Source organism: Stenotrophomonas maltophilia, assembly GCF_900186865.1.
GTDB classification, from domain to species: domain Bacteria; phylum Pseudomonadota; class Gammaproteobacteria; order Xanthomonadales; family Xanthomonadaceae; genus Stenotrophomonas; species Stenotrophomonas maltophilia.
Genome location: NZ_LT906480.1, coordinates 4,606,028 through 4,630,857, shown reverse-complemented (window position 1 = coordinate 4,630,857; position 24,830 = coordinate 4,606,028). Strand labels below are relative to the sequence as shown.

At 61.6% G+C, this 24,830-nt stretch carries 26 protein-coding genes and 1 pseudogene; 9 read left to right on the top strand and 18 right to left on the bottom strand.

Features of this window, described 5'->3' with window-relative positions:
- From nhaA to CKW06_RS21810, 9 genes are all read right to left on the bottom strand, one after another.
- A complete protein-coding gene (gene nhaA, locus CKW06_RS21850) occupies window positions 1-1,866 on the bottom strand; it encodes a Na+/H+ antiporter NhaA (RefSeq protein WP_024957961.1) in 1,866 nt (621 codons plus the stop codon).
- A gap of 4 nt (window positions 1,867-1,870) precedes the next feature.
- Window positions 1,871-3,199 carry a replication-associated recombination protein A gene (locus CKW06_RS21845; RefSeq protein ID WP_269458352.1) on the bottom strand — a complete coding sequence of 443 codons (1,329 nt, stop codon included), beginning with the start codon at window positions 3,197-3,199 and terminating at the stop codon, window positions 1,871-1,873.
- A gap of 194 nt (window positions 3,200-3,393) precedes the next feature.
- Window positions 3,394-4,011: a DUF3422 family protein gene (locus CKW06_RS21840; protein ID WP_223224752.1), complete on the bottom strand. Its 618-nt coding sequence runs from the start codon at window positions 4,009-4,011 to the stop codon at window positions 3,394-3,396.
- Between the two features lie 91 nt (window positions 4,012-4,102).
- On the bottom strand, window positions 4,103-4,501 hold the full coding sequence (locus CKW06_RS21835) for a VOC family protein (RefSeq protein ID WP_024957960.1): 399 nt from the start codon (window positions 4,499-4,501) through the stop codon (window positions 4,103-4,105).
- A gap of 43 nt (window positions 4,502-4,544) precedes the next feature.
- Window positions 4,545-5,654 (bottom strand): S-(hydroxymethyl)glutathione dehydrogenase/class III alcohol dehydrogenase, encoded by a 1,110-nt coding sequence (locus tag CKW06_RS21830; RefSeq protein ID WP_024957959.1) that lies wholly within the window; start codon window positions 5,652-5,654, stop codon window positions 4,545-4,547.
- Between the two features lie 59 nt (window positions 5,655-5,713).
- Entirely contained in the window at window positions 5,714-5,986 is a 273-nt protein-coding gene (locus CKW06_RS21825; RefSeq protein WP_050426966.1) for a metal-sensing transcriptional repressor, read from the bottom strand.
- The gene (locus tag CKW06_RS21820) at window positions 5,923-6,813 is read right to left on the bottom strand and encodes a carbon-nitrogen hydrolase family protein (RefSeq protein ID WP_024957958.1); all 891 of its coding nucleotides are present in this window, start codon (window positions 6,811-6,813) and stop codon (window positions 5,923-5,925) included. Before CKW06_RS21820 ends, CKW06_RS21825 begins: the two co-directional genes overlap by 64 nt.
- On the bottom strand, window positions 6,810-7,418 hold the full coding sequence (locus CKW06_RS21815) for a GNAT family N-acetyltransferase (RefSeq protein WP_024957957.1): 609 nt from the start codon (window positions 7,416-7,418) through the stop codon (window positions 6,810-6,812). The genes CKW06_RS21820 and CKW06_RS21815 overlap by 4 nt, the downstream gene beginning before the upstream one ends.
- A 1-nt stretch (window position 7,419) precedes the next feature.
- Entirely contained in the window at window positions 7,420-7,827 is a 408-nt protein-coding gene (locus CKW06_RS21810; RefSeq protein WP_024957956.1) for a ketosteroid isomerase-related protein, read from the bottom strand.
- Window positions 7,828-7,981: 154 nt separating this feature from the next.
- On the opposite strand from CKW06_RS21810, the gene CKW06_RS21805 reads away from it, so the two are divergent.
- Window positions 7,982-8,887, top strand: a complete 906-nt coding sequence (locus CKW06_RS21805; RefSeq protein ID WP_024957955.1) for a LysR family transcriptional regulator — start codon at window positions 7,982-7,984, stop codon at window positions 8,885-8,887.
- 96 nt (window positions 8,888-8,983) lie between these two features.
- On the opposite strand, the gene CKW06_RS21800 is transcribed toward CKW06_RS21805, so the two are convergent.
- Window positions 8,984-9,613: an IS30 family transposase gene (locus tag CKW06_RS21800; RefSeq protein ID WP_024957954.1), complete on the bottom strand. Its 630-nt coding sequence runs from the start codon at window positions 9,611-9,613 to the stop codon at window positions 8,984-8,986.
- Between the two features lie 133 nt (window positions 9,614-9,746).
- On the opposite strand from CKW06_RS21800, the gene CKW06_RS21795 reads away from it, so the two are divergent.
- The gene (locus CKW06_RS21795) at window positions 9,747-10,526 is read left to right on the top strand and encodes an SDR family oxidoreductase (RefSeq protein WP_231910821.1); all 780 of its coding nucleotides are present in this window, start codon (window positions 9,747-9,749) and stop codon (window positions 10,524-10,526) included.
- A gap of 82 nt (window positions 10,527-10,608) precedes the next feature.
- Here the strand turns inward: CKW06_RS21795 and CKW06_RS24245 are convergent, their stop codons facing one another.
- Window positions 10,609-10,818, bottom strand: a complete 210-nt coding sequence (locus CKW06_RS24245) for a helix-turn-helix domain-containing protein (protein ID WP_194434233.1) — start codon at window positions 10,816-10,818, stop codon at window positions 10,609-10,611.
- Window positions 10,819-10,995: 177 nt separating this feature from the next.
- Between CKW06_RS24245 and CKW06_RS21785 the strand changes: the two genes are divergently transcribed.
- The 3 genes from CKW06_RS21785 to CKW06_RS21775 all read left to right on the top strand — a co-directional run bounded on the left by CKW06_RS21785 (window position 10,996) and on the right by CKW06_RS21775 (window position 14,526).
- Window positions 10,996-11,985, top strand: coding sequence for a zinc-dependent alcohol dehydrogenase family protein (locus CKW06_RS21785; RefSeq protein ID WP_024957952.1), 990 nt, complete (start codon window positions 10,996-10,998; stop codon window positions 11,983-11,985).
- 417 nt (window positions 11,986-12,402) lie between these two features.
- Entirely contained in the window at window positions 12,403-13,881 is a 1,479-nt protein-coding gene (locus tag CKW06_RS21780; RefSeq protein WP_032964208.1) for a SulP family inorganic anion transporter, read from the top strand.
- 111 nt (window positions 13,882-13,992) lie between these two features.
- Window positions 13,993-14,526: an arsenate reductase ArsC gene (locus CKW06_RS21775; RefSeq protein ID WP_076738356.1), complete on the top strand. Its 534-nt coding sequence runs from the start codon at window positions 13,993-13,995 to the stop codon at window positions 14,524-14,526.
- Here CKW06_RS21775 and CKW06_RS21770 read toward each other — a convergent pair.
- Genes CKW06_RS21770 through CKW06_RS21755 form a run of 4 tightly spaced genes read right to left on the bottom strand, consistent with a single transcriptional unit; the run spans window position 14,487 to window position 17,516 of the window.
- Window positions 14,487-15,572: an ArsO family NAD(P)H-dependent flavin-containing monooxygenase gene (locus CKW06_RS21770; protein ID WP_024957949.1), complete on the bottom strand. Its 1,086-nt coding sequence runs from the start codon at window positions 15,570-15,572 to the stop codon at window positions 14,487-14,489. The genes CKW06_RS21775 and CKW06_RS21770 overlap by 40 nt on opposite strands.
- Window positions 15,573-15,605: 33 nt before the next feature.
- Complete coding sequence (gene arsB, locus CKW06_RS21765; RefSeq protein ID WP_024957948.1) at window positions 15,606-16,664, bottom strand: ACR3 family arsenite efflux transporter; 1,059 nt, start codon at window positions 16,662-16,664, stop codon at window positions 15,606-15,608.
- Between the two features lie 20 nt (window positions 16,665-16,684).
- Window positions 16,685-17,176: an arsenate reductase ArsC gene (locus CKW06_RS21760; protein ID WP_024957947.1), complete on the bottom strand. Its 492-nt coding sequence runs from the start codon at window positions 17,174-17,176 to the stop codon at window positions 16,685-16,687.
- Between the two features lie 25 nt (window positions 17,177-17,201).
- Window positions 17,202-17,516, bottom strand: a complete 315-nt coding sequence (locus tag CKW06_RS21755) for an ArsR/SmtB family transcription factor (protein WP_024957946.1) — start codon at window positions 17,514-17,516, stop codon at window positions 17,202-17,204.
- Window positions 17,517-17,555: 39 nt separating this feature from the next.
- Here CKW06_RS21755 and arsH point away from each other — a divergent pair, with 39 nt between their 5' ends.
- The 3 genes and pseudogenes from arsH to chrA all read left to right on the top strand — a co-directional run bounded on the left by arsH (window position 17,556) and on the right by chrA (window position 19,967).
- Entirely contained in the window at window positions 17,556-18,296 is a 741-nt protein-coding gene (gene arsH, locus CKW06_RS21750) for an arsenical resistance protein ArsH (RefSeq protein WP_024957945.1), read from the top strand.
- Window positions 18,293-18,710 (top strand): annotated as a pseudogene (arsC, locus tag CKW06_RS21745) (arsenate reductase (glutaredoxin)). Before arsH ends, arsC begins: the two are co-directional and overlap by 4 nt.
- Before the next feature lie 54 nt (window positions 18,711-18,764).
- Window positions 18,765-19,967 (top strand): chromate efflux transporter, encoded by a 1,203-nt coding sequence (gene chrA / locus CKW06_RS21740; protein WP_024957944.1) that lies wholly within the window; start codon window positions 18,765-18,767, stop codon window positions 19,965-19,967.
- A gap of 118 nt (window positions 19,968-20,085) precedes the next feature.
- Here the strand turns inward: chrA and CKW06_RS21735 are convergent, their stop codons facing one another.
- The 3 genes from CKW06_RS21735 to CKW06_RS21725 all read right to left on the bottom strand — a co-directional run bounded on the left by CKW06_RS21735 (window position 20,086) and on the right by CKW06_RS21725 (window position 23,425).
- A complete protein-coding gene (locus tag CKW06_RS21735) occupies window positions 20,086-21,258 on the bottom strand; it encodes a serine hydrolase domain-containing protein (RefSeq protein WP_024957943.1) in 1,173 nt (390 codons plus the stop codon).
- 169 nt (window positions 21,259-21,427) lie between these two features.
- Window positions 21,428-22,543: a serine hydrolase domain-containing protein gene (locus CKW06_RS21730; RefSeq protein ID WP_050426964.1), complete on the bottom strand. Its 1,116-nt coding sequence runs from the start codon at window positions 22,541-22,543 to the stop codon at window positions 21,428-21,430.
- A gap of 513 nt (window positions 22,544-23,056) precedes the next feature.
- Window positions 23,057-23,425 (bottom strand): H-NS histone family protein, encoded by a 369-nt coding sequence (locus CKW06_RS21725; RefSeq protein ID WP_049461414.1) that lies wholly within the window; start codon window positions 23,423-23,425, stop codon window positions 23,057-23,059.
- Between the two features lie 298 nt (window positions 23,426-23,723).
- On the opposite strand from CKW06_RS21725, the gene CKW06_RS21720 reads away from it, so the two are divergent.
- Window positions 23,724-24,821 carry a hypothetical protein gene (locus tag CKW06_RS21720; protein ID WP_024957941.1) on the top strand — a complete coding sequence of 366 codons (1,098 nt, stop codon included), beginning with the start codon at window positions 23,724-23,726 and terminating at the stop codon, window positions 24,819-24,821.
- Window positions 24,822-24,830: the final 9 nt, after the last annotated feature.

Genomic DNA, 24,830 nt, shown 5'->3' with positions numbered 1-24,830 from the left:
TCAGGACGGGACTTCCTGAGTTCGGGTGCCGCGGCGGCTGGCTTCCAGTGCTGCGGTGACAGAGCGGGCGTCGTAGCTGCCGCGCAGGCGGCGACCCTCGACGAAGAACGTCGGCGTGGCGTGCGCACCGCTGGCGACCGCACTGGCGAGGTCGCGCTCGACACGCTCGATCACCGCAGGGCTGTCGAGATCGGCGATGAACCGATCGACGTCGAGCCCAAGCTCTGCGGCGTAGCCGATCAGATCCTCGCGCTCCAGCGCGTGCTGACGGGTGAACACGAAGTCCAGCCACGGCCAGAACATCCCCTGGTTCGCCGCTGCCTCGGACGCACGCGCGGCAATCGGCCCGTGCGGGTGGTGCGGAAGATGGCGCACCACATACCGCAGGTCGTCACCGAAGTGGGCGCGAAGATCGTCCCACGAACCGGTGGCGTGCGCACAGTACTCGCACTCGAAGTCCACGTACTCGACGAGTGTGAGCTGCGCGTCCTCCGGCCCGCGGATGTGATCGATCTCCGGATCGACCGGCGGCTCAAGCACCATCGGCAGGTCCGCGGTCTTCTCACCCCACCGCTGGGCGGCGACCTTGAAGATGAGCCACCCGAGCAACGTGGCGAACACCATCGACACGAGCACGCCGACCGTCGCCTGGCGGCCCAGGTCCGAGGTCGTGCCGAACGCGAGCCCGATGATCAGCAGCGACACGGTAAAGCCGATCCCGGACAGCGCCGCCCCACCGAACACGCTCCCCACCCCGACGCCCTCGGGCAGCCGGCCCAGGCCGAGACGGATGGCGACGAGCGTGGTGAGCCCGATGCCCAGGAGCTTGCCGAGCACGAGCCCTGCGATGATGCCCCACGTGACTGGCGAGCCAAAGGCCTCGGCGAGCAGCCCGCCACGCAGGTCCACCCCGGCGTTCGCCAAGGCGAACACCGGCACGATCAGCAGCGCCGTCGGCAGCCGCAGGAACTCGTGCAGCCGCTCGTTCACCGAGATACCCCGGGACAGCCCGTAGTCCACCGCGCGGGCCGATGCGGCACTCGGAGACTGCCAGAAGTCACGGAACAACTGTCTTGCCGCAACGACCCCGTGACGTTGCGTCGCATAGGCGGGGATCAGCAGCCCCGCGGCCATCCCGGCGAGGGAGGCATGGATGCCGGAATACACGGTTGCGAGCCACAGCACGATCACGATCAGCACATACGGCATTGCCCGCCACTGGCGGGTGCGCCCCAGCAACCACAACCCGACGAGACTGGCAAGGGCGATCAACAACGGCACGACGCGGATCTCCTCGCTATAGACGATGCCGATGATGGACACGGCGAGGAAGTCATCGACCACGGTCAGGGTGAGCAGGAACACACGCAATTGACCAGACAGCCGCGGACCGACGATCGCCAGGGTGCCCAGCATGAACGCCGTATCGGTGCCGACCACCGCCCCCCACCCGTGCAGGCCCTGACCTCCGGCCAGCCCCACGAGCAGGACGTACACCAGCGCGGGAAGCACAACACCCGCGACCCCCGCGATCAGGGCGAGACGGGCACGGCTGGGGTCCCTGAGCGACCCGTGGGCGAATTCCTGACGCACCTCCAGGCCGATCAGGAAGAAGAAGATGACCATCAGGCCATCGTTGACCCAGTGATGCAGGTCCATGTGCAGGCCCAGCGGCCCAAAGTTGAACCCGACGTCCAGGTGCCACAACCCGAAATAGGCATCGGATAGCGGCGAGTTCGCCCACGCCAGCGCCACAACCGTGACGATCACCAGCAGCACCGCCGCCCCAGACTCCGTGCGTAGATAGCGGGCAACTCGACTCCGTCTGATATTCGCAGAGGATTCACCGAGAGAAGCGTCTGGCATATTCTTATCCTGTAGTTCGTGAGGTAGCAATGGGCCGATTTCGGGGGGGATGTCGGTCAAGCGTCCGGGCTTGGCGGCGTCGCGTCATCGAGCGAGCGCAGCCAAGCAAGCCTTTCTCCCAGCCTTCGCTCGACGCCCTGTCCGTTGGCTGGTACCAGCCCGGCCGCGCCACGCCCTCGGGAAAATAGGTTTGCCCAGCGGCATAGCCGTTGGGCTCATCATGCGCGTAGCGGTAGCCTTCGCGATAGCCCATCTGCTTCATCAGCTTCGTCGGCGCATTGCGAAGATGGAGTGGCACTGGCTGGGAACCGCTGCGCTTGACGAATGCCTTGGCCTGATCCCAGGCCGCATAGGCGGCATTCGACTTGGGGGTCAGTGCGAGGTAAGTCACCGCCTGGGCCAGCGGTATCTCACCTTCGGGTGAGCCCAGCCTGTCGTAGGCCAGCGCGGCATTGAGTGCCAGTTGCAGCGCCTGCGGGTCGGCATTGCCGATGTCTTCGCTGGCCATCACCACCATGCGGCGGGTCACCTGGCTTACGTCGCCGCTGCCGTCGAGGATGCGGGCCAGCCAATACAGGGCCGCATCGGGGTCGGAGCCCCGTAGCGACTTGTGGAAGGCTGAGAGCTGCCAGTAGAACTCGTCACCGCCCTTGTCGAACCTGCGCAGCGATGGACTGGTGGACAGCCTGGCAAACTCGCCATCGACCACGGTCTTGCCAGCGCCCGACGCCGCATTCGTCACCTGCTCAAGCAGATTGAGGAAGCGCCTGCCATCGCCATCGGCAAAGCCCTTGAGCAGGTCAAGCGCGTCCGCGTCCAGCGTGACGCCCTGGAGATGCGGCAGTGCGCGTTCGTAGAGCTGGTTCAGTTCGTCGCTGGACAGCGGTTCGAGGGTATAGACCTGTGCGCGCGAGAGCAGTGCGGAATTGACCGCCAACCCCGGATGCTCGGTCGTCCCCCCCACCAGGGTCAGGAGACCGGACTCGACATGGGGCAGCAGGGCATCCTGCTGCGCCTTGTTGAAGCGATGGATCTCATCGACGAAAAGCACCGTCGATCGACCATGGTTGTCCAGTTCAGCCTGGGCCTCGTCGATGGCTTGCCGGATGTCCTTCACCCCGGCCAGCACGGCCGAGATGGCGATGAATCGGCTGTTGGTCGCACTGGCGGCCAGGCGCCCCAGGGTGGTCTTGCCCACGCCTGGCGGCCCCCAGAGGATGAACGAGTGCAACTTGCCCGCCTCGAACGCGAGACGCAGCGGCTTGCCGGGGTCGAGCAAGTGCCGTTGCCCAACGAATTCATCCAGCGCCTTGGGCCGCAGGAGTTCGGCCAAGGGAGGCTTGGGCTTTGTCGTGAATAGATCGGCCAAGTTCCTCACCCTGGCATTTGTGATAGTTGACGTTCCGATAACGTTGGCACCTCAATCCAGGGAGCCGGATTTGTCCAACGCCGTGGGCTCTTTGTCGGCAATCGCATGCATGATGATGCGAGAGCCGCGGTAGCCGATGCTGTGGTTCCATACCCAGCTCAAAGCGACGCTGAGCCGTTCTCCACCAGCGAGTAGCACAGGCTGGCAGGATCGAAGCGATCGACCTCCTTCTCCGTTTCCTGCGTCCACGGAAGAAGTCTCAAACGGATGCCGGATACGACCGGGCCGGGAGGAACAAATCCATGCTTGAACGGATTTTCGCCGCACGGCTCTCCGGTCTCGGAATCCAGCGAAGCGCACCAGAGATACGTCGAGAACTCGGTGTGCTTTTCGCAGTGCAGGTCTCCTTCATCCCATGTCACGCCGTGAAGCGGCGTAGCATGGTCGGGTTCGGCAACGCCGAAGCGATGGGACAACTCGCTCATCGCCATCTGATCCCTGGCCTGGTCGCCTTCGGTCATGAAAGCGAGCTGCAATATGCCGCGGGGGGCCTGAATCAACAGATGCGGGCGCGCGTGCACTTCACCCGCGGCGGCAGCACGATCGGTATAGGCCGGCATGCCGTACACGGTGGCGGTCGCAGTGGGGTGTACGGTCGTCGTATTGATGTTGGCCGGCTCTTTCACAACGACCTCATTTCTTCTTGGTGAAAAAACACGCTTCAAAGCAAATGCCCGCAGCCATGCGTTTGGCACATGGCTGCGGGCCATCTTCATGAGCGGGCACCGCTCTACACGGTCCGTCCAATAGGCTGGCCGTCTAGAGGCTTGTGCTGGCCTTTTCAGAACGCCCTCAGCTTCCGGGCTTTCAGACGAAGGTGTACGCGCAGACCTTGTTGCCCGCCGGATCACGCAGGTAGGCCGCATAGGCACCCGGCAGGTGGCCACGCGGGCCGGGCTGGCCCTCGTCGGTACCGCCTGCGGCAAGGCCGGCGGCGTGGAAGGCGTCCACTTCGGCGGGAGTGGCGGCCGCAAAGCCGACCGTCACGCCGTTGCTGGAAGACGCTTCACCATTGCCCGGACGGGCGATGATGAAAGCCGGCTTTTCGCGACCGAAAAGCACCCATCCGTTGCCGAAAGGACCGAGGTTCTTGATGCCGAGAGCACCCAGAGCGGCGTCATAGAACGCGGTCGACTCCTGGAGGTCGGCGGCGCCGACGAAGACGTGCGAGAAGATGCCGTCGCCGGAAATGACAGGATTGGACATGGTTGATTTCCTTGGTGGCTGATGTTGAATGGATAGTGGGTGATCAGTAGTGGATCACCGTGCGAATCGACTTGCCTTCATGCATCAGGTCGAAGGCCTTGTTGATGTCGTCCAGGCCCATGGTGTGGGTGACGAACGGGGCGAGATCGATCTCGCCTTTCATTGCGTCTTCCACCATGCCGGGAAGCTGAGTGCGGCCCTTGACCCCACCGAACGCCGAACCCTTCCAGGTGCGACCGGTGACCAACTGGAACGGGCGGGTCGAAATTTCCTTGCCAGCACCAGCGACGCCGATGACGATCGACTGGCCCCAGCCGCGGTGGGCAGCTTCCAGAGCCGAACGCATCACGTCGACGTTGCCGATGCACTCGAAGGTGTGATCGACACCCCAGCCGGTCATCTCGATCAGAACCTCGTGAATCGGCTTGTCGAAGTCCTTCGGGTTGAGACATTCGGTCGCGCCGAAGGTACGAGCCAGTTCGAACTTCGCCGGATTGGTATCGATGGCGATGATGCGCCCCGCTTTGGCCTGGCGTGCACCTTGAATCGCAGCCAGACCGATGCCGCCGAGGCCGAAGATGGCCACCGAGTCGCCGGGCTGTACCTTGGCCGTGTTGTGCACGGCACCGATGCCGGTGGTCACGCCGCAGCCCAGCAGGCAGACGTGCTCGTGGTTGGCGTCCGGGTTGATCTTGGCCAGCGAGACTTCGGCGACGACCGTGTATTCGCTGAAGGTCGAGCAGCCCATGTAGTGGTAAACCGGCTGACCGTTGTACGAGAAGCGAGTCGTACCATCGGGCATCAGCCCCTTGCCCTGGGTTGCGCGAACCGCGACACACAGGTTGGTCTTGCCGGACTTGCAGAACAGGCACTCGCCGCATTCGGCGGTGTAGAGCGGAATGACGTGATCGCCAGGCTTCACGCTGGTCACACCTTCACCCACCTCCACGACGATACCCGCACCTTCATGACCCAGCACGACCGGGAAGATACCTTCGGGGTCCTCGCCCGACAGGGTGAAGGCGTCGGTATGGCAAACGCCGGTATTCGTGATCTTGATGAGCACCTCGCCCTTGCGTGGTGGCTCGACGTCGATCTCGACGATTTCCAGCGGCTTTCCTGGCCCGAAGGCTACTGCTGCACGTGATTTCATGATGTCGCTTCCTTTACTGCCTAACTGAATTTGCCCTCATCGAGGGCACCCTGGTGCCTCTATCGCAGATAGGAGCGGACGATAGAGATGGTCTCGTCAATGGACTTGTTCTGCGAATCGCTCCTGATTTCGCTACTGGGAAATTCTTCCCGCAGATAGCTCTCCAGAACGGTTTCCATCCATCCGTTGACTGCTCCACGAACGGCCGCAAGCTGCTGAGCAGCTGCAGGGCATTGCGCACCTGCATCAAGCGCTTGCTCAAGAGTCGCTAGGCGACCTGATGACCCGAGTGGCGAGCTTTCCGCAGTGCAGGCAACATCTGTCCGTCCCAGTCACGATCGACCGCAACCTGGGCCTGTTCTTGGTTTCGTTCCAGTGCCTCAACGTCAAGATCACTGATCGCCCATGTCTGCGTGCCGCAAGTAGTCGCGAGAATGCCGTCCTCGGGGAATCCACGATCCATGGGTGCATAGATCGTGGCCTCGCCAGTGTTCGTGTCCAGCGCCGGACTCCAGTCAGCGGCTCCCGTCGTCACGGCCTGTGCGACGAACATCCGGTTCTCCAGTGCCCGCGCCATGCAGCCCACACGAACCCGGGTTGCACCTGCCCTCGTGTCCGTACAGCTCGGGACCAACAGCAGGCGTGCACCCGCCTCTCGCTGGGCTCGCACGGGCAATGGAAACTCACTGTCGTAGCAAACAGCGATGCCGGCACGCACGCCATTCAGGTCGAACACCTTGAGTTCGTCGCCCCCCTCGATGACGCCAGTGTCTTTCTCGAACCCCGTCAACTGCAATTTGTCCTGGTAATCACGCGTGCCGTCCGGCGCAAACCACCACGCGCGGTTGCGATAGCGATCCGGTCCAACCCGGGTCAAGAACGTACCAGCCTGAATGGTCATGCGCAGCTCGCGCGCCAGGTCGGTGTACAGGTCCAGCCACGCAGGCTGCAAGGCCTGCAGCGCGGCCAGCGAGGCGTTGAAATCCTGGCGGATGCCAGGCTCGAACATCGCAGCCAGTTCGAGGGACAGATATTCGGGCAACACGGCCAGTTCCGCTCCGGCACGGCTCGCCTCCTCCAGAACCTGCCGCTGCCGCGCTGCGAATGCCTCGAAGTCCGTGGGCTGACCCACGGCGTATTTCGCAACTGCTACTTTCATTTCGCGTTCTCCAGGGGGCGCAGCCACATCGTGAGCGTCTGCTCGGTTTCGCTCGGCTCACCCACCTGTTTCCAGGGCAGCGTAACCTTCATGTCCGACTGCCGCACGTAGCCACGACGGGTCCAGAAGGGATCATTACTGCGGTAGTTGGAAGGACGCCGGGGATCGTCGTCTGCTCGATCCACCGACGCGAACGATGTCCACTGCATGCCCCCCAACGAACGGGCATGCGCTTCGCGTTCGTCAAAGAAGCGATGGCCCAGGCCAAGGCCCCGGAAGGCCGGAAGCAGGACTGATTCGCCGCAGTAAAACACTGTCTCCATCGGGATTCCTCGATCGGCGAACGGCACGTGGAAGGCCGGCTCCGCATCGCCGAGCGGCAATCCCGTGGACGCACCCACGACCACGTCATCAGCGAGCGCGAGTACCAGCAGGCTGTCTGCCGAACGGGCGTACATAGCGAGGTAGTGCTTCTCGTATTCGGTGTCGCCCTCGTACAGGTAAGGAAAGCTGCGGAAGACGCTCGCCCGCAGGCCTGCCACGGCATCGAACCATTCGGCAATGTCCGGACCACGACGAACCAGCACCTGCACGTCGCTGGTCATCTCAGGCGTCCCCTCCAACCTGTGCGATCCAGTCGCCGAGGTTGTAGTAGTTGGTGACACGAGCGATCTTGCCATCGCGGATGTCGAAGAACGCGCCACCCGGCAGCACGTAACGCTGGCCCTTGGCTTCCGGCAGCCCGTCGTCCGTCACTTTGTATTCGCCATGCACCACGTACTCCGCGCCTGCGCGCAGGCCGTCGGCGCTGACCATCACCACGATCCCGCGCAGTTGCTCGCCATAGCAGCGGTCCATGCGCTGCAGGAAGGCGCGGAAGGCTTCGCGACCGACCTCACGAGCGCCCTGGTTCAAGTCGTGCGCGACGTCATCGGTCAACATGGACAGCATGGCCTCGCGGTCGCCGCGGTTGAAGGCGTCGTAGTAGGCAGTGATGAGAGTGGCAGCGTTCATTCGCGTTCCTTATTGGGTTGTTCGGAGCGGAGCATTCCGGGGTGCTGTTAGTCTGGGCAACCGCTCCCCGCTTGTATATGGAATTGTTTCGATTTTATAATTTCACAATCTGGAACAATCAACGAGCAGCAAAACCGGCCATGAGGCGTGCGTCATGAACAAGGAAATGGAACTACTGCGTATCTTTCGGGTGGCGGCCGAAAGCAGCAGTTTTCGCGATGCGGCCGCCCGGCTGGGGACTTCTCCGCAAGGTGTAACCCGTGCCATCCAGCAACTGGAGCAACACTACGGCGAGGTGTTGTTTCATCGAAGCACGCGCCAGGTGCGCATCACCGCCTTCGGCGAAGGGCTGCTAGACCGAGTGCGCCCCGCATTGGAGCAGTTCGAGGATCTGTGGCGAACGCCTGGCTCCGACCAGCAGGCCTCTCTGTCCGGTACGGTTCGCATCACCGCACCGCACAGCCTGGGCACCAGAGCGGTGCTACCGGCACTGGAGCGCGTGGCCGAGCGTCATCCGGGCATCACGCTGGATGTGCGCCTGTCCGATCGCATCAGCAATACGGTTGACGAAGGGATTGACGTCGGGATCAGGGTCGGATTCATGCGCGATAGCCGCTTCGTCGCACGCAAGGCCGCCGACATGAGACTCCCCATCGTTGCCGCTCCGCGCCTGATCAAGAAAGTGGGCGTACCTGCAAAAATCGATGCGCTAAGCAGCCTGCCAGTTACCGTGGCCTTGGATATCAATACCGGCCGTCCCTGGCCTTGGCACTTCAAGGCGGGACGCCAGTGGACACCTACCGCACCCACTCTCGTCGCCGACAATGCCGACATGGAAATGGGAGCGGCGCTGGCCGGGATCGCGTTCGCGCAACTGGCGGACTACATGGCCGCCCCCTACATTGCCAGCGGGAAGCTCGTGCAAGTGCTGGAGAACGAAGAACCTCCGGCATGGGGGTTGTACGTCTATCGGCCTCAGCGTGGCCCAATTCCGGGAAGGGTTCGAGCGGTATTTGATGAAATGCTGGTCGCCGTTGGATCGTTGCCAGCTTTGCCCTGACGCGTCGCAAGACTCTGTAGGGCACACACCTTGAAAAGCGGGGCACTGAGGCTCGGTGGCTCACCCCTCCGGTTGAATGGTAATCCCCCGGCGAATTCAACGTTGAAGTGCAATGTGGTTGGGGTTGAAGAATACCTCGCTTGGGGTTAGGTAGCCGAGCCTCTTTCTGGGCCTGTCGTTGAGACGATCCTCGGCGGCTTGTAGCTCTTCCATGGTGATGGTCGAGAAGTCGCGGCTGCGCGGGAAATACTGTGGCAGCAGGCCGTTGAGGTTCTCGTTGCAGCCGCGTTGCCACGGGCTGTGCGGATCGGCGAAGTAGATCGCAGCCTTGAGTGATCTCTCCAGCCTGCGGTCCTCGGCGAACTCGCTGCCTCGATCGAAGGTGATGGTGTGGATGTAGTCGGCCAGCCGATCCATGCGGCACTCGATGGCTTGCGAGACGGCATCGGCGGTGCCGTCCGGACTCCAGGTCAGGCGCACGAAGCCGCTTCGCCGCTCGACCAATGTGATCACCGCGCCCGTGCCGCGTGCGGGACGCACCGAGTCGCCTTCCCAGTCGCCAATGCGGCTTCGCTCGGCGACTTCAGGCGGTCGAGCCTGAATCGGCTTGCGGTCGGCGAAGCGGCCCGTGCGGCGCTGGCCGTAACCGCGACGCCGCTTCGGTTGCCGCAAGTGCGAGTGCAAGCCGAGCTCGCGTGCATACCGGTAGACCGTCGTGTGGCTCACCTTGCCGGCTTTGAGCGGTTAAGCATGTTGCCCTCCTATTTGTTCCATATTCAGGAATAGCTTAATCCAATAATTTCCATTTATTGAGATCAATCATGGGGCTAAGATTTGTTCACTGCCAGGTTAATCAGCCATGGCGAAATACAAACCCGCCGATGAGGTTCTCAACATGAGCAATAACATTTCTGGAAAAGTTGTCGTTATCACCGGCGCCAGCAGTGGCTTGGGTGAAGCGACTGCACGCCACCTTGCTGCGCTTGGCGCGCGCGTAGTGCTGGCCGCACGCCGCAAAGATAAACTCGACGCATTGGTGACTGAGCTGACCAATGCAGGTGGTCAGGCAATCGCGTATCAGACCGATGTCACCTCTCAGGAAGAAGTCAAAGCGCTCATTCAAGGTACCGTGGACACCTACGGGCGCATTGATGTACTGGTCAACAATGCCGGGCTGATGGCGATTGCACCGCTCAGTGATGCTCGCACTGACGAGTGGGATCGCATGATCGACATCAACATCAAGGGGCTGCTGTACGGAGTCGCGGCTGCATTGCCGGTCTTCCAGAAACAAAACAGTGGCCACTTCATCAACATCGCATCGGTTGCAGGCCTGAAGATATTCAGCCCTGGCGGCACGGTGTACAGCGGCACCAAGTTTGCTGTACGGGCCATTTCCGAAGGACTGCGTCACGAAGTCGGTGGCAGCATTCGCACCACGACTATCGAACCGGGTGCTGTGGACTCCGAGTTGAAATTCGGCAGCACCCACCAACAGAGCCGCGATTTCGTGGTGGACTTCTACAAGCATGCAATTCCCGCTCAATCCGTCGCTCGGGCTATCGCCTTCGCAATTGAGCAGCCTGCTGAAGTGGATATTAACGAGATCGTTCTGCGCCCAACGGTGCAGGAATTCTAATGAGCTTAGGGCCTGCCGCTTCGGCGTCAGGCCCCGCTTATATCGAGTGAAAAGCTGTGTGAATCGCCCCCTGGTTCTGTAGTTACCAGATAACCGCGTTTGGCCGGTTTGAGTTTGTTGCATCAGATGGGTGTCGGCCAATAGCCGCCATTGTGTTCCCGGTGAGGCTTTGCCTGCGCGTAGTCCGATGCAGCAAGGAAACCCCCAGGTGTTGTTCGAGCATTTTTACCTGCTTTCCCACCAACTGAGGGGATAGGTTGAGGTCATCCGCAGCAGGGCTGAATGATCCCAGCTCTGACGAACGTAGCCATCTGGGTCGGGCGATCCATTAAAAACTCTCTGTTTCAAATATTACGTCATAGTAGGCCTTTATCCGCTACCAACCAATGATTACATTTTATTCACTCTTCGATTAGCCGCAGACCTTTCCTGCGCACTTCGAAGCCCATTCAAAAACGAGGTATCCGCAATGGCACGCATTGTCAGAATCCATGAATACGGTGACGCCAGTGTTCTGAAGCTGGAAAATTTGGACGTATCGGCACCGGCGGCAAACGAGGTGCAGATTGGCGTCAAAGCGATTGGCTTGAACCGAGCCGAGGTGATGTTTCGCAATCACGCATACCTACAGGAAGCCGAGTTCCCTAGCCGCCTGGGCTACGAGGCCGCAGGCATCGTGGTTGCAGTGGGTAGCGCAGTAACCGGGATCAAGGTGGGTGATGCAGTCGCTCTCATCCCGCCTCTGGACATCGCCCGTTGGGGCACCTACGGAGAGCTGGCCAATGTACCTGCTCATCTGGTGGTGAAGAGCCCCGAGAGGTTGTCCTTTGAAGAGGCTGCTGCGTCCTGGATGCAGTACGTCACCGCCTGGGGTGCACTCATCGAGCAGGCCAAACTCGGGCAACACGACTTTGTCCTTGTCACCGCGGCATCAAGCAGTGTCGGTCTGGCTGCCTTCCAGATAGCACGCATGGTCGGCGCCACACCAATTGCAATCACGCGAACCCGTGCGAAGAAACAGGCCCTTCTGGATGCTGGTGCCGCGTATGTGATCGTGAGTGACGAAGAGGATATCGTCGAGCGCGTGATGGAGATAACGGCCGGACAAGGCGCCCGCGTTGTGTTCGACCCGGTTGGCGGGCGGTCCTTCGAGCCCCTCACGCAGAGCATGGCCCGAGGTGGCATTCTGCTGGTATACGGTGCACTCAGCTCGGAACCGACGCCATTCCCGCTGTTTACCGTGCTGGGCAAAAGCCTAACCCTCAAGGGCTATCTCTATGCAGAAATTGTGGCCGACCCAGAAGTCCTTGAACGTGCCAAGGCGTTTATTCTGCAGGGGCTGGAGTCTGGAGCACTGAGCCCGATAATCGCCAAGACCTTCCCTCTGAGTGACATCCAGGAAGCCCATCGTTTCCTTGAGGCCAATCAGCAGATTGGAAAGATCGTGGTGACAGTCTAATCGCCATTTCTGGGGCTGAGAGCAGAATCTTTCGGCCCCAGTTCAACCCGTCCAACTGACCGCTTTTGGCCGATAGCGGACATAGGCCCCGCGGCGAATGTCCACCTCTTCTTTGGCGATTCGGTCAGAGCTCAATTCAATCTGATCAACTGCCTACCAGCTTGTCGACTTCGCCTGCGAAATGCTCTTGGGATCTGGGAAGCTACCCTTGAGAATGCACCGACGCGACCGCGATGCCGGCCGGATTTCCCCTCAGGCGCTATGCAAGTCTACAATATACCGTCAAGTACCCAACGGATCGGCTAGCGATGACTCCACCCTGATGCTTGATTGAAGAAGCGACCCAGACACATAGGTCTGGAAGGGTGCCTGTTTCTTTCGTTTGGCGCGCACGGCTGTGCGCGGAGATCATTTTCTATGTCTGCAATTTATCCCCTGCGCCAGCAATGGCTCGGTAACATCCGTGGTGACCTGCTGTCGGGCATTGTCGTTGCGCTAGCCCTGATTCCTGAGGCAATCGCGTTTTCCATCATCGCCGGCGTCGACCCAAGGGTAGGTTTGTATGCCTCGTTCTGCATCGCCGTCATCACCGCCATCGCCGGTGGCCGCCCTGGCATGATCTCGGCTGCGACCGGCGCCATGGCGTTGGTGATGGTCACGCTGGTGCGCGAGCACGGCATTCAGTATCTGTTTGCCGCCACCATCCTGGCCGGCGTCCTGCAGATGCTGGCCGGCGCCCTGCGGTTGGGCTCGCTGATGCGCTTTGTGTCGCGCTCGGTGGTGACCGGATTTGTGAATGCACTGGCGATTCTCATTTTCATGGCGCAGCTTCCCGAGCTCATCGGCATGCCGTGGATGGTGTATGCGATCTGTGCTGTGGGTCTGGCAATCATCTACCTGCTGCCGCTGCTGACCAAAGCCGTTCCTTCGGCATTGGTGGCGATCGTGGTTCTCACGGCCGCTTCCATGTATTTCGGCTTCCAGGTACGCACCGTAGGCGACATGGGGGCGCTGCCTGACAGCCTGCCGTCGTTCCTGATTCCGGATGTGCCATTCACCTGGGAAACACTCCAGATCCTGCTGCCGGTTTCGGCGACTTTGGCGGTCGTTGGCTTGTTGGAATCGCTGATGACCGCGCAGATCGTCGAAGACATGACCGATACCCCGAGCCAGAAGAATCGCGAATGTGCGGGCCAAGGCTTGGCTAACACCGTAACGGGCTTCTTTGGGGGCATGGCAGGCTGTGCAATGATCGGCCAGTCGGTGATCAACATCACTTCCGGTGGCCGGGGCCGTCTCTCGTGCCTTGTGGCCGGCGTGGTTTTGCTCCTTCTGGTTGTTTATGGGTCAAACCTGGTGAGTCAGATTCCAATGGCCGCACTGGTCGCAGTGATGATCATGGTCAGCATCGGCACCTTCAGCTGGCGCTCGCTGCGCGAGCTGGCCATTCATCCCAAGAGCTCTTCGGTCGTGATGATTGGCACGGTCATCGTGACCGTGGCTACCCACGACCTCGCCAAAGGCGTGTTGACAGGCGTGATCCTGTCGGCGGTGTTCTTCACCCGCAAGGTCGGCAAGATGCTGATCATCGACGACACCCAGGTCGAGACCGACTCGCGCGTCTACGTTGTGAAGGGGCAGGTGTTCTTTGCGTCTTCTGGACAGTTCGTGAGTAGCTTCAACTATCTGGATGTCCCCAAGGAGGTCATCATCGATCTGAAGGACGCCCACTTCTGGGACGTGACCGCCGTTGATGCGCTCGACCGGGTAGTGATGAAGCTGCGCGAGCACGGCGCGACCGTTGAGGTGTTCGGTCTCAACGATGCAAGTGAGACCTTGGTAGACCGCTTGGGAAAGCATCGTACGCCAGGCGCCACACGGTCGTCGGGTCATTGAACAGATGAGCGAAGCGGGCACCGAGGGGTGCCCGCTTCCTTTTCGGCAGTCATCGAGTTGACATATGGCAAGGCAATACTTCGATTATTCTAGATAAATGGTTGCGATGACATGCGTCCCCTGAATGTTCTGTTCCTTTGCACAGGCAACTCGGCGCGCAGCATTCTTGCCGAAGCACTGGCCAGCCATTTAGGGCGCGAACGTATCCGCGCTTACAGTGCGGGCAGTCATCCCAAGGGCGTAGTTCATCCGGTGGCCCTGCAGGTGCTCTCGGAGATTGGCTTCGACGTTGCCGGGCTGTCGAGCAAGCCGTGGGATGCATTCGCAGGTCCGGAAGCACCGCAGATGGATCTCATCGTAACGGTGTGCGATCGTGCCGCGGGTGAAGCGTGTCCCGTGTGGCCGGGCCACCCGGCTACCGCCCACTGGGGCATCCCCGACCCGGCCGCAGTGCAGGGCAGTGCTGATCAGGTCCATAAGGCGTTCCTGAGCACGCTTCACCAGCTCCAGCACCGTCTCGGATTGCTGTTGGCGCTTAAGCCTGAAGCGCTGGACCGCATGGCCCTGCAATCGCAGGTGCGGGCGCTGGGCAATGGCGCCGAGGCTCACGCGCGAGATAACACCGGAGAAGCCTCCCCGATGTAGTCGCTGATCTGCCTTACTGCCTCGCGCGCGTATCGGGTCACCCCGATCAGCGTGGCCGATGCTGCGCCATTCCAGTCGCCATAGCCGAGCAGCCAAACCGATGGCGCTGCGACCGACCGAACCTGGGTGTCATCCACGTCGATCCGACCACGAGCGTTGACAATGCCCAGTCCTTCCAGGTGCGACAATACCGGCCGGAAGCCGGTGCACCAGATCACCGCGTCGAAGTTGCGTTCGCTGCCATCTGCCCACTGCATGCCGGTGGCGGTGAAACGGACGGGTGGCGGCATGGAGACCAGTACACCGCGGCGCCGTGCGTCCACCACCGGCGGCACCATCACGATGTCGCCAAAACCATCCCGCTGAATATCCGGCTCACGTCCTTCCTGCTGAGCCCTCCACTTCTCGGTTGCGCGTGCGAACAGAACGCGCCCGTCGACATCGTCGGCCAGGAAGGCTGGCGCCCGCTGGGTGATCCACGTGGTCTTGGCCACCTTGGAGACCTCGGCCAGAATCTGTGCGCCTGAGTTGCCGCTGCCGATGATGGCCACGCGCATTCCGGCGAAGGGTTCGGGATGGCTGTAGTGGGCCGAGTGCAGCTGCACGCCGCCGAAAGCGTCCAGACCTTCATATCCGGGCGTGCAGGGATGCCGCCACGTACCCGTGGCGCTGATCACTGCACGTGTCTGCCACTGCCGGCCGTCATCTGCTTCCACCCGCAGCCGGCTCCCCGAGCGGCTGATGCGTTTCACCTGCACGGGACGGATGACGGGCAGCGCATACTTATGCTCGTAGCGCGCGAGGTAGTCGAGCACTTCCGCCTGCGACGGGCACGGTTCCCGGGTAGCAGGCATCGGCCAACCGGGAATCGAGCTCCAGCCCGCCGGCGAGAACAGATGCAGGGATTTCCACGCATGCTGCCACGCCCCGCCAGGTGACGTTTCGGCATCAAGAATCACATAGGACAGCCCGCTGCGACGCAGGAAGTAGCCAGCCGAAAGACCCGCCTGGCCACCTCCGATCACCACGACATCGACGCTGTCCATCGGGACTTCCTCATGCTGCAGCACCTAGGCGATTCAGCGGCTCCGTGCATCGGCAGGAAAGTAGCTTTTGCCCAGGCGCAGGGCGACGTGGACCAGCAGAATCAGCACGGGCACTTCCACCAGCGGGCCGATAACAGCCGCGAAGGCTACCGGGGAAGCCAGCCCGAACGCCGCGATCGCCACGGCGATGGCCAGTTCGAAGTTGTTGCCTGCTGCGGTGAACGCGATCGCGGTGGTGCGGGGGTAGTCTTTGGCGATCAGCTTGCCCATGAAGAAACTGATGACGAACTGGATGATGAAGTACAACGTCAGCGGGATCGCGATGCGTACCGCGTCCATCGGAATCCTCAGCACATCGCCTCCCTTCAGGCTGAACATCGCCACGATGGTAAACAGCAGTGCGGCGAGGGTTGCCGGGCTGATGGCGGGCAGGAACGTCTCTTCATACCATTGCACGCCCTTGCGCGCCTTCAACCATCGGCGGGTGAGGAAGCCCGCCAGGAACGGGATACCAAGGTAGATCAGAACAGCCTCGGCGATGGTCCAGAAACTGACATCGATGACGCTGCCCTGCAGACCGAACACCGGCGGCAACCAGGACAGGAAGAACCACGCATAGACGCTGAACAGCGCAATCTGGAAGATCGAGTTGAATGCCACCAGCCCGGCGACGTACTGGCCGTCACCGCGGGCAAGCTGATTCCAGACCAGCACCATGGCGATGCACCGTGCCAGCCCGATCAGGACCAGGCCGGTCATGTACTCGGGGTAATCGCGCAGGAACAGCACGGCCAGGCCGAACATCAGGAACGGACCGACGATCCAGTTCTGCAGCAGCGAGAGCATCAGTACCCGTTTGTCGGCGAAGACCCGCGGCAGTTCCTCGTACTTCACCTTGGCCAGCGGCGGATACATCATCAGGATCAGACCAATCGCGATCGGGATGTTGGTCGACCCTATGGAGAGGCTGTTCAACGCGCTGGGTACACCTTCGAACAACGCCCCCATGCCGACGCCGAGCGCCATGGCGGCGAAGATCCAGAGCGTGAGATACCGGTCCAGGAAGGACAGGCGGGAGGTATCAGTGGTCATGGGGATTTCCGGAAAGACGGTCAGTTGATCTGTGCGATCGGGTCGAGCCGGGCCTTGAGGGCCTCGCTGTCATCCCAGACGCTGTCTGAGATCTCCAGAAACGCCTTCAGGCGCGCCTTGATGATCTGGTGCGCGCGATCGAACGCTTCGGCTTTCTGTCCGTCCGAGCCTTCAACGCCGGCCGGATCGAACAGGCCCCAGTGCACCCGTACAAAGTCGCCGAACACTACCGGGCATGCCTCGGCCGCCGCGCTGTCGCAGACGGTGACGATCAGATCCATCGGCGCGGCATCCGCTTCGGCGAACTCGTCCCACGACTTGCTGCGAAGGCCGTCCACCGGGAAACCCTCGCGCTGCAACTGAGCAATGGCAAACGGGTTGACGCGGCCGGCCGGCTGGCTGCCGGCGCTGAAGGACTCGTAGCGGCCTTGGCCCCACTTTTTCAGGGTCGATTCGGCCAACACGCTGCGAGCGGAATTACCGGTACACAAGAACAGGACGCGACGGGTCATCTGAGCGATCTCTAAGGTGGGTTGGTCAGCAGCCAACGGGTCGTTCGCAGGCCTGTTCGTCGGCACAACAGTTCTCCGTGAGATAGGCCACCAATGCGGTCATCGCCTCGAACTCGGCCCGGTAGCAGATCGTCCGACCATGTTGCTCGGCGCTGATCAGGCCCGCAGCCAACAGTTCCTTCAGGTGGAAGGAGAGCGTGGCACCAGGCAAGCAGAGCGTCTGGGCAATGTCACCGGCCAGCTTGCCGCCGCTGCCGGCCTGTACAAGCAGGCGGAAGATCGACAGGCGGGTGGCGTGGCCCAAGGCAGCAAGAGCGTGGGTTGCAGCGTTATGTTCCATGATTCTAGAATAATAGAATCGATTCCGTAGGACAACCCCGTGCAGCAGATCCCCAACTTGGTCCCAGGTGCCTTGGACATCCCGACGGCCACCAAGCTCAACGACCCGGCCGCGCAGCCGCACCGCCCGCGCATCCTGATCCTGTACGGGTCGCTGCGACCTCAGTCGTTCAGTCGCAAGCTGGCGCTGGAGGCGCAGCGGCTGCTGGAACAGCTCGGGGCGGAAACCCGCCTGTTCGATCCACATGAGCTGCCGATGCTTGACTCGGTGCCAGCCACCCACCCAAAGGTGCAGGAGCTGCGCCAGGCCTCGCTGTGGTCGGAGGGACACGTGTGGGTCAGCCCGGAACGCCATGGCACCCTTACCGCGGTATTCAAGAACCAGATCGACTGGCTGCCACTGGAAGAGGGCAGCGTGCGCCCCACCCAAGGCCGCACGCTGGCCGTGATGCAGGTCTGCGGCGGTTCGCAGTCGTTCAACGTCGTCAACGCGCTGCGTGTGCTCGGCCGGTGGATGCGGATGGTGACGATCCCCAACCAGTCCTCGGTCGCCAAGGCCTGGCAGGAGTTCGACGACGAAGGTCGAATGAAACCCTCGGCGTACTACGATCGCGTGGTGGACGTCATGGAGGAACTGGTCAAGTTCACCCTGCTGGTACGTGGGCGCACCGACTACCTGGTGGACCGTTACAGCGAGCGCAAGGGGGCCATCGAGGCGGCGGCGCTCGCGGCCGCTGCAGGGGTGGTGGAAACTGTTTTGAACGAGGAGGAAAGTGCGTGAACGCGGTCATCTACCACAACCCCAAGTGCGGCACCTCGCGCAACACCCTGGCGATGATCCGCTTCGCCGGGATCGAGCCGGAAGTGATCGACTACCTGGCCCACCCGCCCAGCCGCGCGCGCCTGGTCGACCTCATCAGGGCCGCGGGCTTGAGCGTGCGCGACGCCCTCCGGCAGAAGGGCACTCCTTATGACGAGCTGGCACTGGGCGATGCGGCACTGAGCGACGACGCGCTGCTTGATGCCATGCTGGCGCACCCAATACTCATCAATCGTCCTTTCGTGCAAACCGATAATGGCACGCGCCTGTGCCGCCCTTCCGAACTGGTGCTGGATCCTGCCGAAGCTTCCCGGACCATTCCGGAAGGAAGATGGAGAGTTGGTGGCCGAGCACAGGGGAAGCCCGGCGACCTAGTCTGGGTGCTGGGCCGGGCTGGCCGCCTTTGAGAACAACCGGAGATCCTGCCCCATGCCGACGCTCCATCCCGCAAAAAGCGAAAGTGCGTGGCGTGTCTTCCTGGTGTTCCTACGACTGGGACTGACCTCGTTCGGCGGCCCGATCGCCCATCTGAGCTACTTCCGCCTCGAGTTTGTCGAGCGCCGCCGGTGGCTGACGGACCGTAGCTACTCGGATCTGGTGGCCTTGTGCCAGTTACTGCCAGGCCCAGCCAGCAGCCAGGTTGGGATGGCGCTGGGCTTGGCTCGCGCCGGCTGGCTTGGCCTGCTGGCCGCCTGGGCAGGTTTTACCCTGCCATCGGCCGTACTGATGATCCTGTTCGGATTTGGCGTTGCTCGATACCAAGGCATCCTCGAATCCGGTTGGCTGCATGGCCTGAAGATCGTTGCAGTTGCCGTGGTGGCGCAGGCTGTATGGGGAATGGCCCGGACCCTATGCCCGGACCGCCTGCGGGCAGGGATGGCGCTTGTCGCCGCCGTATTGACGCTAGCACTGCCCTCGGTCTTCGGCCAGATGGTGGTGATCATCTGCAGCGGCCTGCTCGGTCGCTGGGCGCTGAAAATCGAGCCTGCCCAGGGCCAGTTCGCTTGCAGCTATCCCGTCTCGCGAAGAACGGGCTCGGTAGCGCTGATGCTGTTGGTGCTGCCGCTTGTTCTGCTGCCTGTGTGGGTGGTGGCTAGTGGCTCCCCGTTGGCTGTGCTGTTGGAGGGGACGTACCGTGCTGGTGCCTTGGTCTTTGGCGGCGGCCATGTCGTACTGCCGTTGCTGCAGACCGCGGTTGTCCAAAGCGGCACGGTGACCACTGCGGATCTGCTCGCTGGGTACGGTGCGGCGCAGGCGGTGCCAGGCCCTCTCTTCACTTTCGCGGCGTACTTGGGAGCCCTGGCCAAGGGGCCGCTGGGTGGCTGGCTTGGAGGCCTTGTGCTGTTGGCAGTCATTTTCCTGCCAGCCTTTCTTGTGCTCGTGGGGGCGCTGCCGTTCTGGGAGGCCCTGCGCCACCGAAAGGCTTTGCAAGCTTCGATTGCTGGCGTCAACACCGGGGTGGTCGGGATTCTGCTGGCTGCGTTGTACAACCCGGTGTGGACGAGTGCGATCCATGACCGATGGGATGCCGCGATGGCGCTGGTTGCGTTCGGGCTACTGGCCCTCGCGCGTACACCGCCGATCTTGGTTGTGTTGCTGGCTGCCATGACGACCTGGGCCCTGCCACGGTAACGCCGCCAGGTCAATCAGGCGCGCCTCTGCAGCACAACATAACGTCTGCTTCTGGCCAGCAGCGGTCATTCACAATCCCTCGGTCAAGTCGAGTCGCAGGACGCGAACGTGACAGGCCCTAGCTAGAGATGTTATCTCGCGCGGCTATTCTCTCGACCAGTGTATTGATCGCCGCCTCCATGGCGTGGGCAGTCTTGTCGCCGCTCTGGTTGGTGATGACGAAAATGCCAAGGTCATACTTCGGCATGATGTAGATATAGCACTGCGAGCGGGGCACACCACCATGATGGGCATAGTAGGTGCCCTTCAAGCGGTCGCCGCCGACGATGTTCCAGAAATAGCCGATGCTGAACTCGGAATCGAATTCGACAAGAGTACGGTGTGATTCCGTCACGACGGGCCCACCGGCCAGCTGGAACTTGAGGAACTTCACCATTTCCGGAACGGTCGCCTTTACGTTCCCCGATGCTCCCCAAGGCAACTCCGGCATGGGCGAGGTCGGTACCGCGTTGTCACTGTGGTAGCCGACCGCAAGCCGGGGCGCCTCAGCATCGCCCAGCCTGATTCTGAGGTCCGCCATTGCCGCGGAATCGCGGAAGAATTCGCGTAACAGCGACTCATAGTCGCTCTTGTAAACCGTCTCCAGAATATGCGCCGCCAGTTGGGTTCCAGCACTGGAGTAGGCGTAATCCTTTCCGGGCACCTGGTGAATCTCGACGGCATGCAGGTCCCTGAAGAAATCCGCCTTGCCATAGCCGGCGTAAATGGCATTGAGTTCACGAGGCGTACGCTGATCGGTGAAGTCCGCGAGCACCGTGTTCGCGCGTTCCGGCAACATGTTCGGAAGACCGCTCGTATGCGACAGCAGGTGACGGATGCGGATGGGGTCGCCCTTGTACTGCAGGTTCGGATAATTGCCGTGCAGATACTTCCGGACATCGTCGTCCAGCCCCAGCCTGCGCTCCAGGACGGCATTGGCCATCAGGGTCCCTGCCATGGTCTTGCTCAACGAACCGATTTCGTAGAGGGTCGCGTCGGTCGGAGGGCTCAGCCTGCCGGCTTCCATGTTGCCGCGATGACGGATGAATTCCTGGCCCCGATATACGACTGCGATCGAGGTTGAGTGGAGCAACGGCTGCTGTATCAGTGTTGCGGCCACCTCATCGAGGTCCGCCCCGAGATCCTTTGCCGGCACATGCTCGCCCTTGCAGCCGGCAGCCAAGAACACGACGGACAATACGAAGTAGTTGAGCCACCGCCCGTTTCGAACAATCCTCGAAATCGCTTGCATGCGTCTGTGCTTGAAGGGTTTTGGCAAGAACTCTCAAGATAGCCGAACACCGAGGGCCGCACACCTGTCCCTGTTCTCGCGGCGGCCGCCCCTGGCGCCAGCCAGAAGGTGTGCGTGTGGACGTCCGCTTCGTGCCGAAAGCACACGTCGTCCCGGAGCTTCGTCGGCATCAATGGGTGGAGTCGTTCGCCCGCGACTGGTAGAACTCGCCGATGCGTCGAACAAACCGCTGCGGGTTCGCACCGGCAAGATTGGTCAGTACGATCACGGCCAAGTCTTCGTCCGGGTAGACGACGAATGCCGCGCGGGCACCGCCAATGCCTGCGACCTGGCGCGGGCGATCAGCCTTCAAAACCGGCCAGCCTAAGGCCCAATCGCTTTTCGCCCCGCTGTTCAGTGGCTCTTGCTGCCACATGCGCTGGACATGTGCATCATCAATCAACTGGTCCTGCGACAGCGCAATGATCCAGCGCGACAGCTCTTCGGCCGTCGTCTGGATTCCGCCACCCGCCCACAGGCTGTAGGGCATTTCATAAATCCAATGCGACAGGCGCTCACCATCGTCCGGTGCCAGCGAGCCCCGCGGCGACCAGCTGTAGATCGTGGCGGCTCCGGCAACCAGGTCATAGCTGTCACCGAACGTGGTAGAGGGCATGCCCGCCACATCGAACTGTCGCTGCGTCACGAATCGCTCGTATGGTTGCCCGCTCAACTTGACGATGATCCGCGACAGCAGGCCGTAGTTGGTCTGGTTGTACGAGAACTGTTCGCCTGGCGATACCTCCAGAGGCCGAGCCTCGACCGCGCTCCATGCCTCCGGCTCCGTCGCACCGCCAAAGGCCCCCTGCGAGTCGATGATCTCCGGAAGGCCTGATGTATGCCCCAGCAGCTGCCGGATCCGCACCCCACGCCAGGTCGCGGGCACATCGTCCAAATAGCGTGACAAGGGGGCGTCCAGATCCACCCGTCCGTCCTGGACCAGTTGCATCATGGCTACGCCGGTGAACGACTTGGTGGCCGAGTTGATCGGGAACAGCGTCTTGCCGGTAACAGGCACCCGGTTCTCGACATTGGCGAACCCGTAGTTCTCCAGCAGCACTACTTTCCCGTTTTGCACCACTGCCAGCTGGAGGCCCGGAATCCGCTGCTTCTGCATGGCCTGCTGGATGAAGGCCCTGGCCTTGCTGTTGGCTTCCTTAAGAGAACCGGCCGCAAGCGCCTGGGCTGGAAGCCATGCCGACAGGGCAACGGTCAGCAAGGCGGTGCGCAAGAGTGCAGGCAGCATGGATTTCCCTGGGCCAGGTCGTCTGGAAAATGGATTGGCGAGTGCCGACGGAACCGATGCCGGCCGGCAACCTTAGGCCCAGGCACCCGGGCACGACAGTGCAAAGAGTCATGCTCACAATGGAGTTGGCTGAATGGTCCGGGGGAAGTTAGGTGAGCCCGCGCATCGGCGGCCCGCTCGGCATGGGGCTGATCGGGCTGCCTGACGCCCGGAGCGGTTGCACGCCACACGCATGGCCCGGGCAGCGTCGAATCCCCGCTAGGAATCGGATCCTGCCAGATCGGACGGCAGCTGTCGGCCAGAAGTGGATACTGCAATCATTGCTGCCTGAGCCCACTCTCCAAAGGCAAGGGGAGCGCCTGCTGTTCGCCCGCTGTCACATCAACTGCGACTAGCTGAAATCTTTGATCGCCTACCTGGCAGGGCATTCCGCGCACCAGCATCCTGTTCGATCTGATGACTAATGATTCTCAGGACTTGCTGCGGTACCGGTGTGCGGCTACCTCGCTATCACTACTTGATCAGGAAGTCATTCAGTGATTTTCCGCTTGCTACCAGCTCGGCTATCCATCGCGGTTGCCGCCCTCGACCGGACCACGTCTGGCCGCGCACTGCAGGATTGCGGTACTTGGGAGCGATCTTGGGCACTGTCGATTTGGCAGGCCTCCGATCACCTCGCTTCTTGGCGGTTTCGGAGGGCACGATCACTGAAGCGCCGTAGAGTTCCTCTATCGTGTATCCATGATCCTTGACGTACTTGTTGATCTTGGCGCGCATCGCTGTGGCCTTAGGGCGTGACAGCACTTTGGACTGCTGCTTCTCCGCCTGAGCAATCAGTGAGCGAAGTTCCTTGGCAGAAAGGCCGCTGATATCAATAGTCATGAATTCTTCCCCGATGTCGAGGCCCTAGCCTATTCTCAAATGACATTGCGTGTCACTCCATGTCCACTATGAGTCGCTCAATCTCAGGATCGACTACTAAGAATTTTATCGTGTTAGCTACTCTCTCACTGCACATGATTTTCACGTGGCATATGGACCTGAGGACTAAAGATGCGCCGTGAGTGATTGCTGTGGTCCCGCCAAGAATTCTTTGAGATCGCCAGTTTGAGGCATTGGATGAATCGACGTTAGACTCAAGCGCTTTCCGTAGCAGATCAGGGAGGCAAGGCGCATAACCGTGAGATCAATTCCCTTCATTGTCGCTGCCGCGTTGGCGGGAACTTCGCTGGCTGCAGATGCTTCTGAGGATAACCTCCATAGAGATCCTTACTTTGATCCAGGAGGCGCCGTCAGGTTCAACTATGGCTGGCTCGACTACGGGCCGACCAGCCGCCTGCAGCTTGAACTGCTGCGTGCAGACCTTGACGCTGGAACCGGACCGTTTTCCTTCTCTGCCCAATACCGCTGGTACGATGGCTTCGACGCCGTGCATCACGCCTACGCGGGCTGGCAGTTCTCCGATGCTACCCAGCTCAAGGCAGGTATCCAGCAAGTCCCGTTCGGGCTGCTCCCTACCGTTTCGCAGAGCTTCTGGTTCGGCTCCGGCTACTACTTGGGCATTGAGGATGATTACGATCCGGGCCTTGTAGTGATTCACCGCACCGGCAGCACGACCTGGCATCTCGGCTGGTTCTCCGGAGACGAATACGGGTCCGGGGCTCGCTATGATCGCTACTCCTTTGATGTCGCGCAGACCGAGGCGTTGCCGTATCGTGAGCGGCAACGACTGCATGCACGCGTGGAGCGCGCGCGCGCCTGGGGCGGCGGCGAGCTGTTGCTGGGCGCATCAGCGTTTGCTGGCAAGGTGCAGAACACTCAGACACGGCGTCACTACGGTCATCAGGGCGCGGCCCTCCACGCACAGTGGCAGCGCGATGGTTGGACCGCGCAGTTGCAGTGGGCGCGGTACCGGTATGCCGTGCCCGGAGATCGCATCGCAATGTCGGCGTTCCAATCCCCCTTCCAGGTTGCAGCGCAGGCGGATGTGCCAAGCGCCAACATCGCCTATTCGTTCGGCCAGAAGGGCTGGCTGGATGACATCACCTGCTATAACAACCTCAGCATGACCCGCCCGGTCGGGCACCGCGCGGGCCTTCGTGATTCGTGGCAGAACGTGACCGGTTGCAGCCTGCAGAAAGGCATCATGCTCACCTATGTCGACTGGATCGCTGGCCGCAACATGTGGTTTGCCGGTGGTGATGGTATCGGCATCGACGAGGGAGGTCCTTCCCGCTGGCATTCACGGCTGAACTTCAACATCGGCTTCTACTTCTGATCGGCCTCG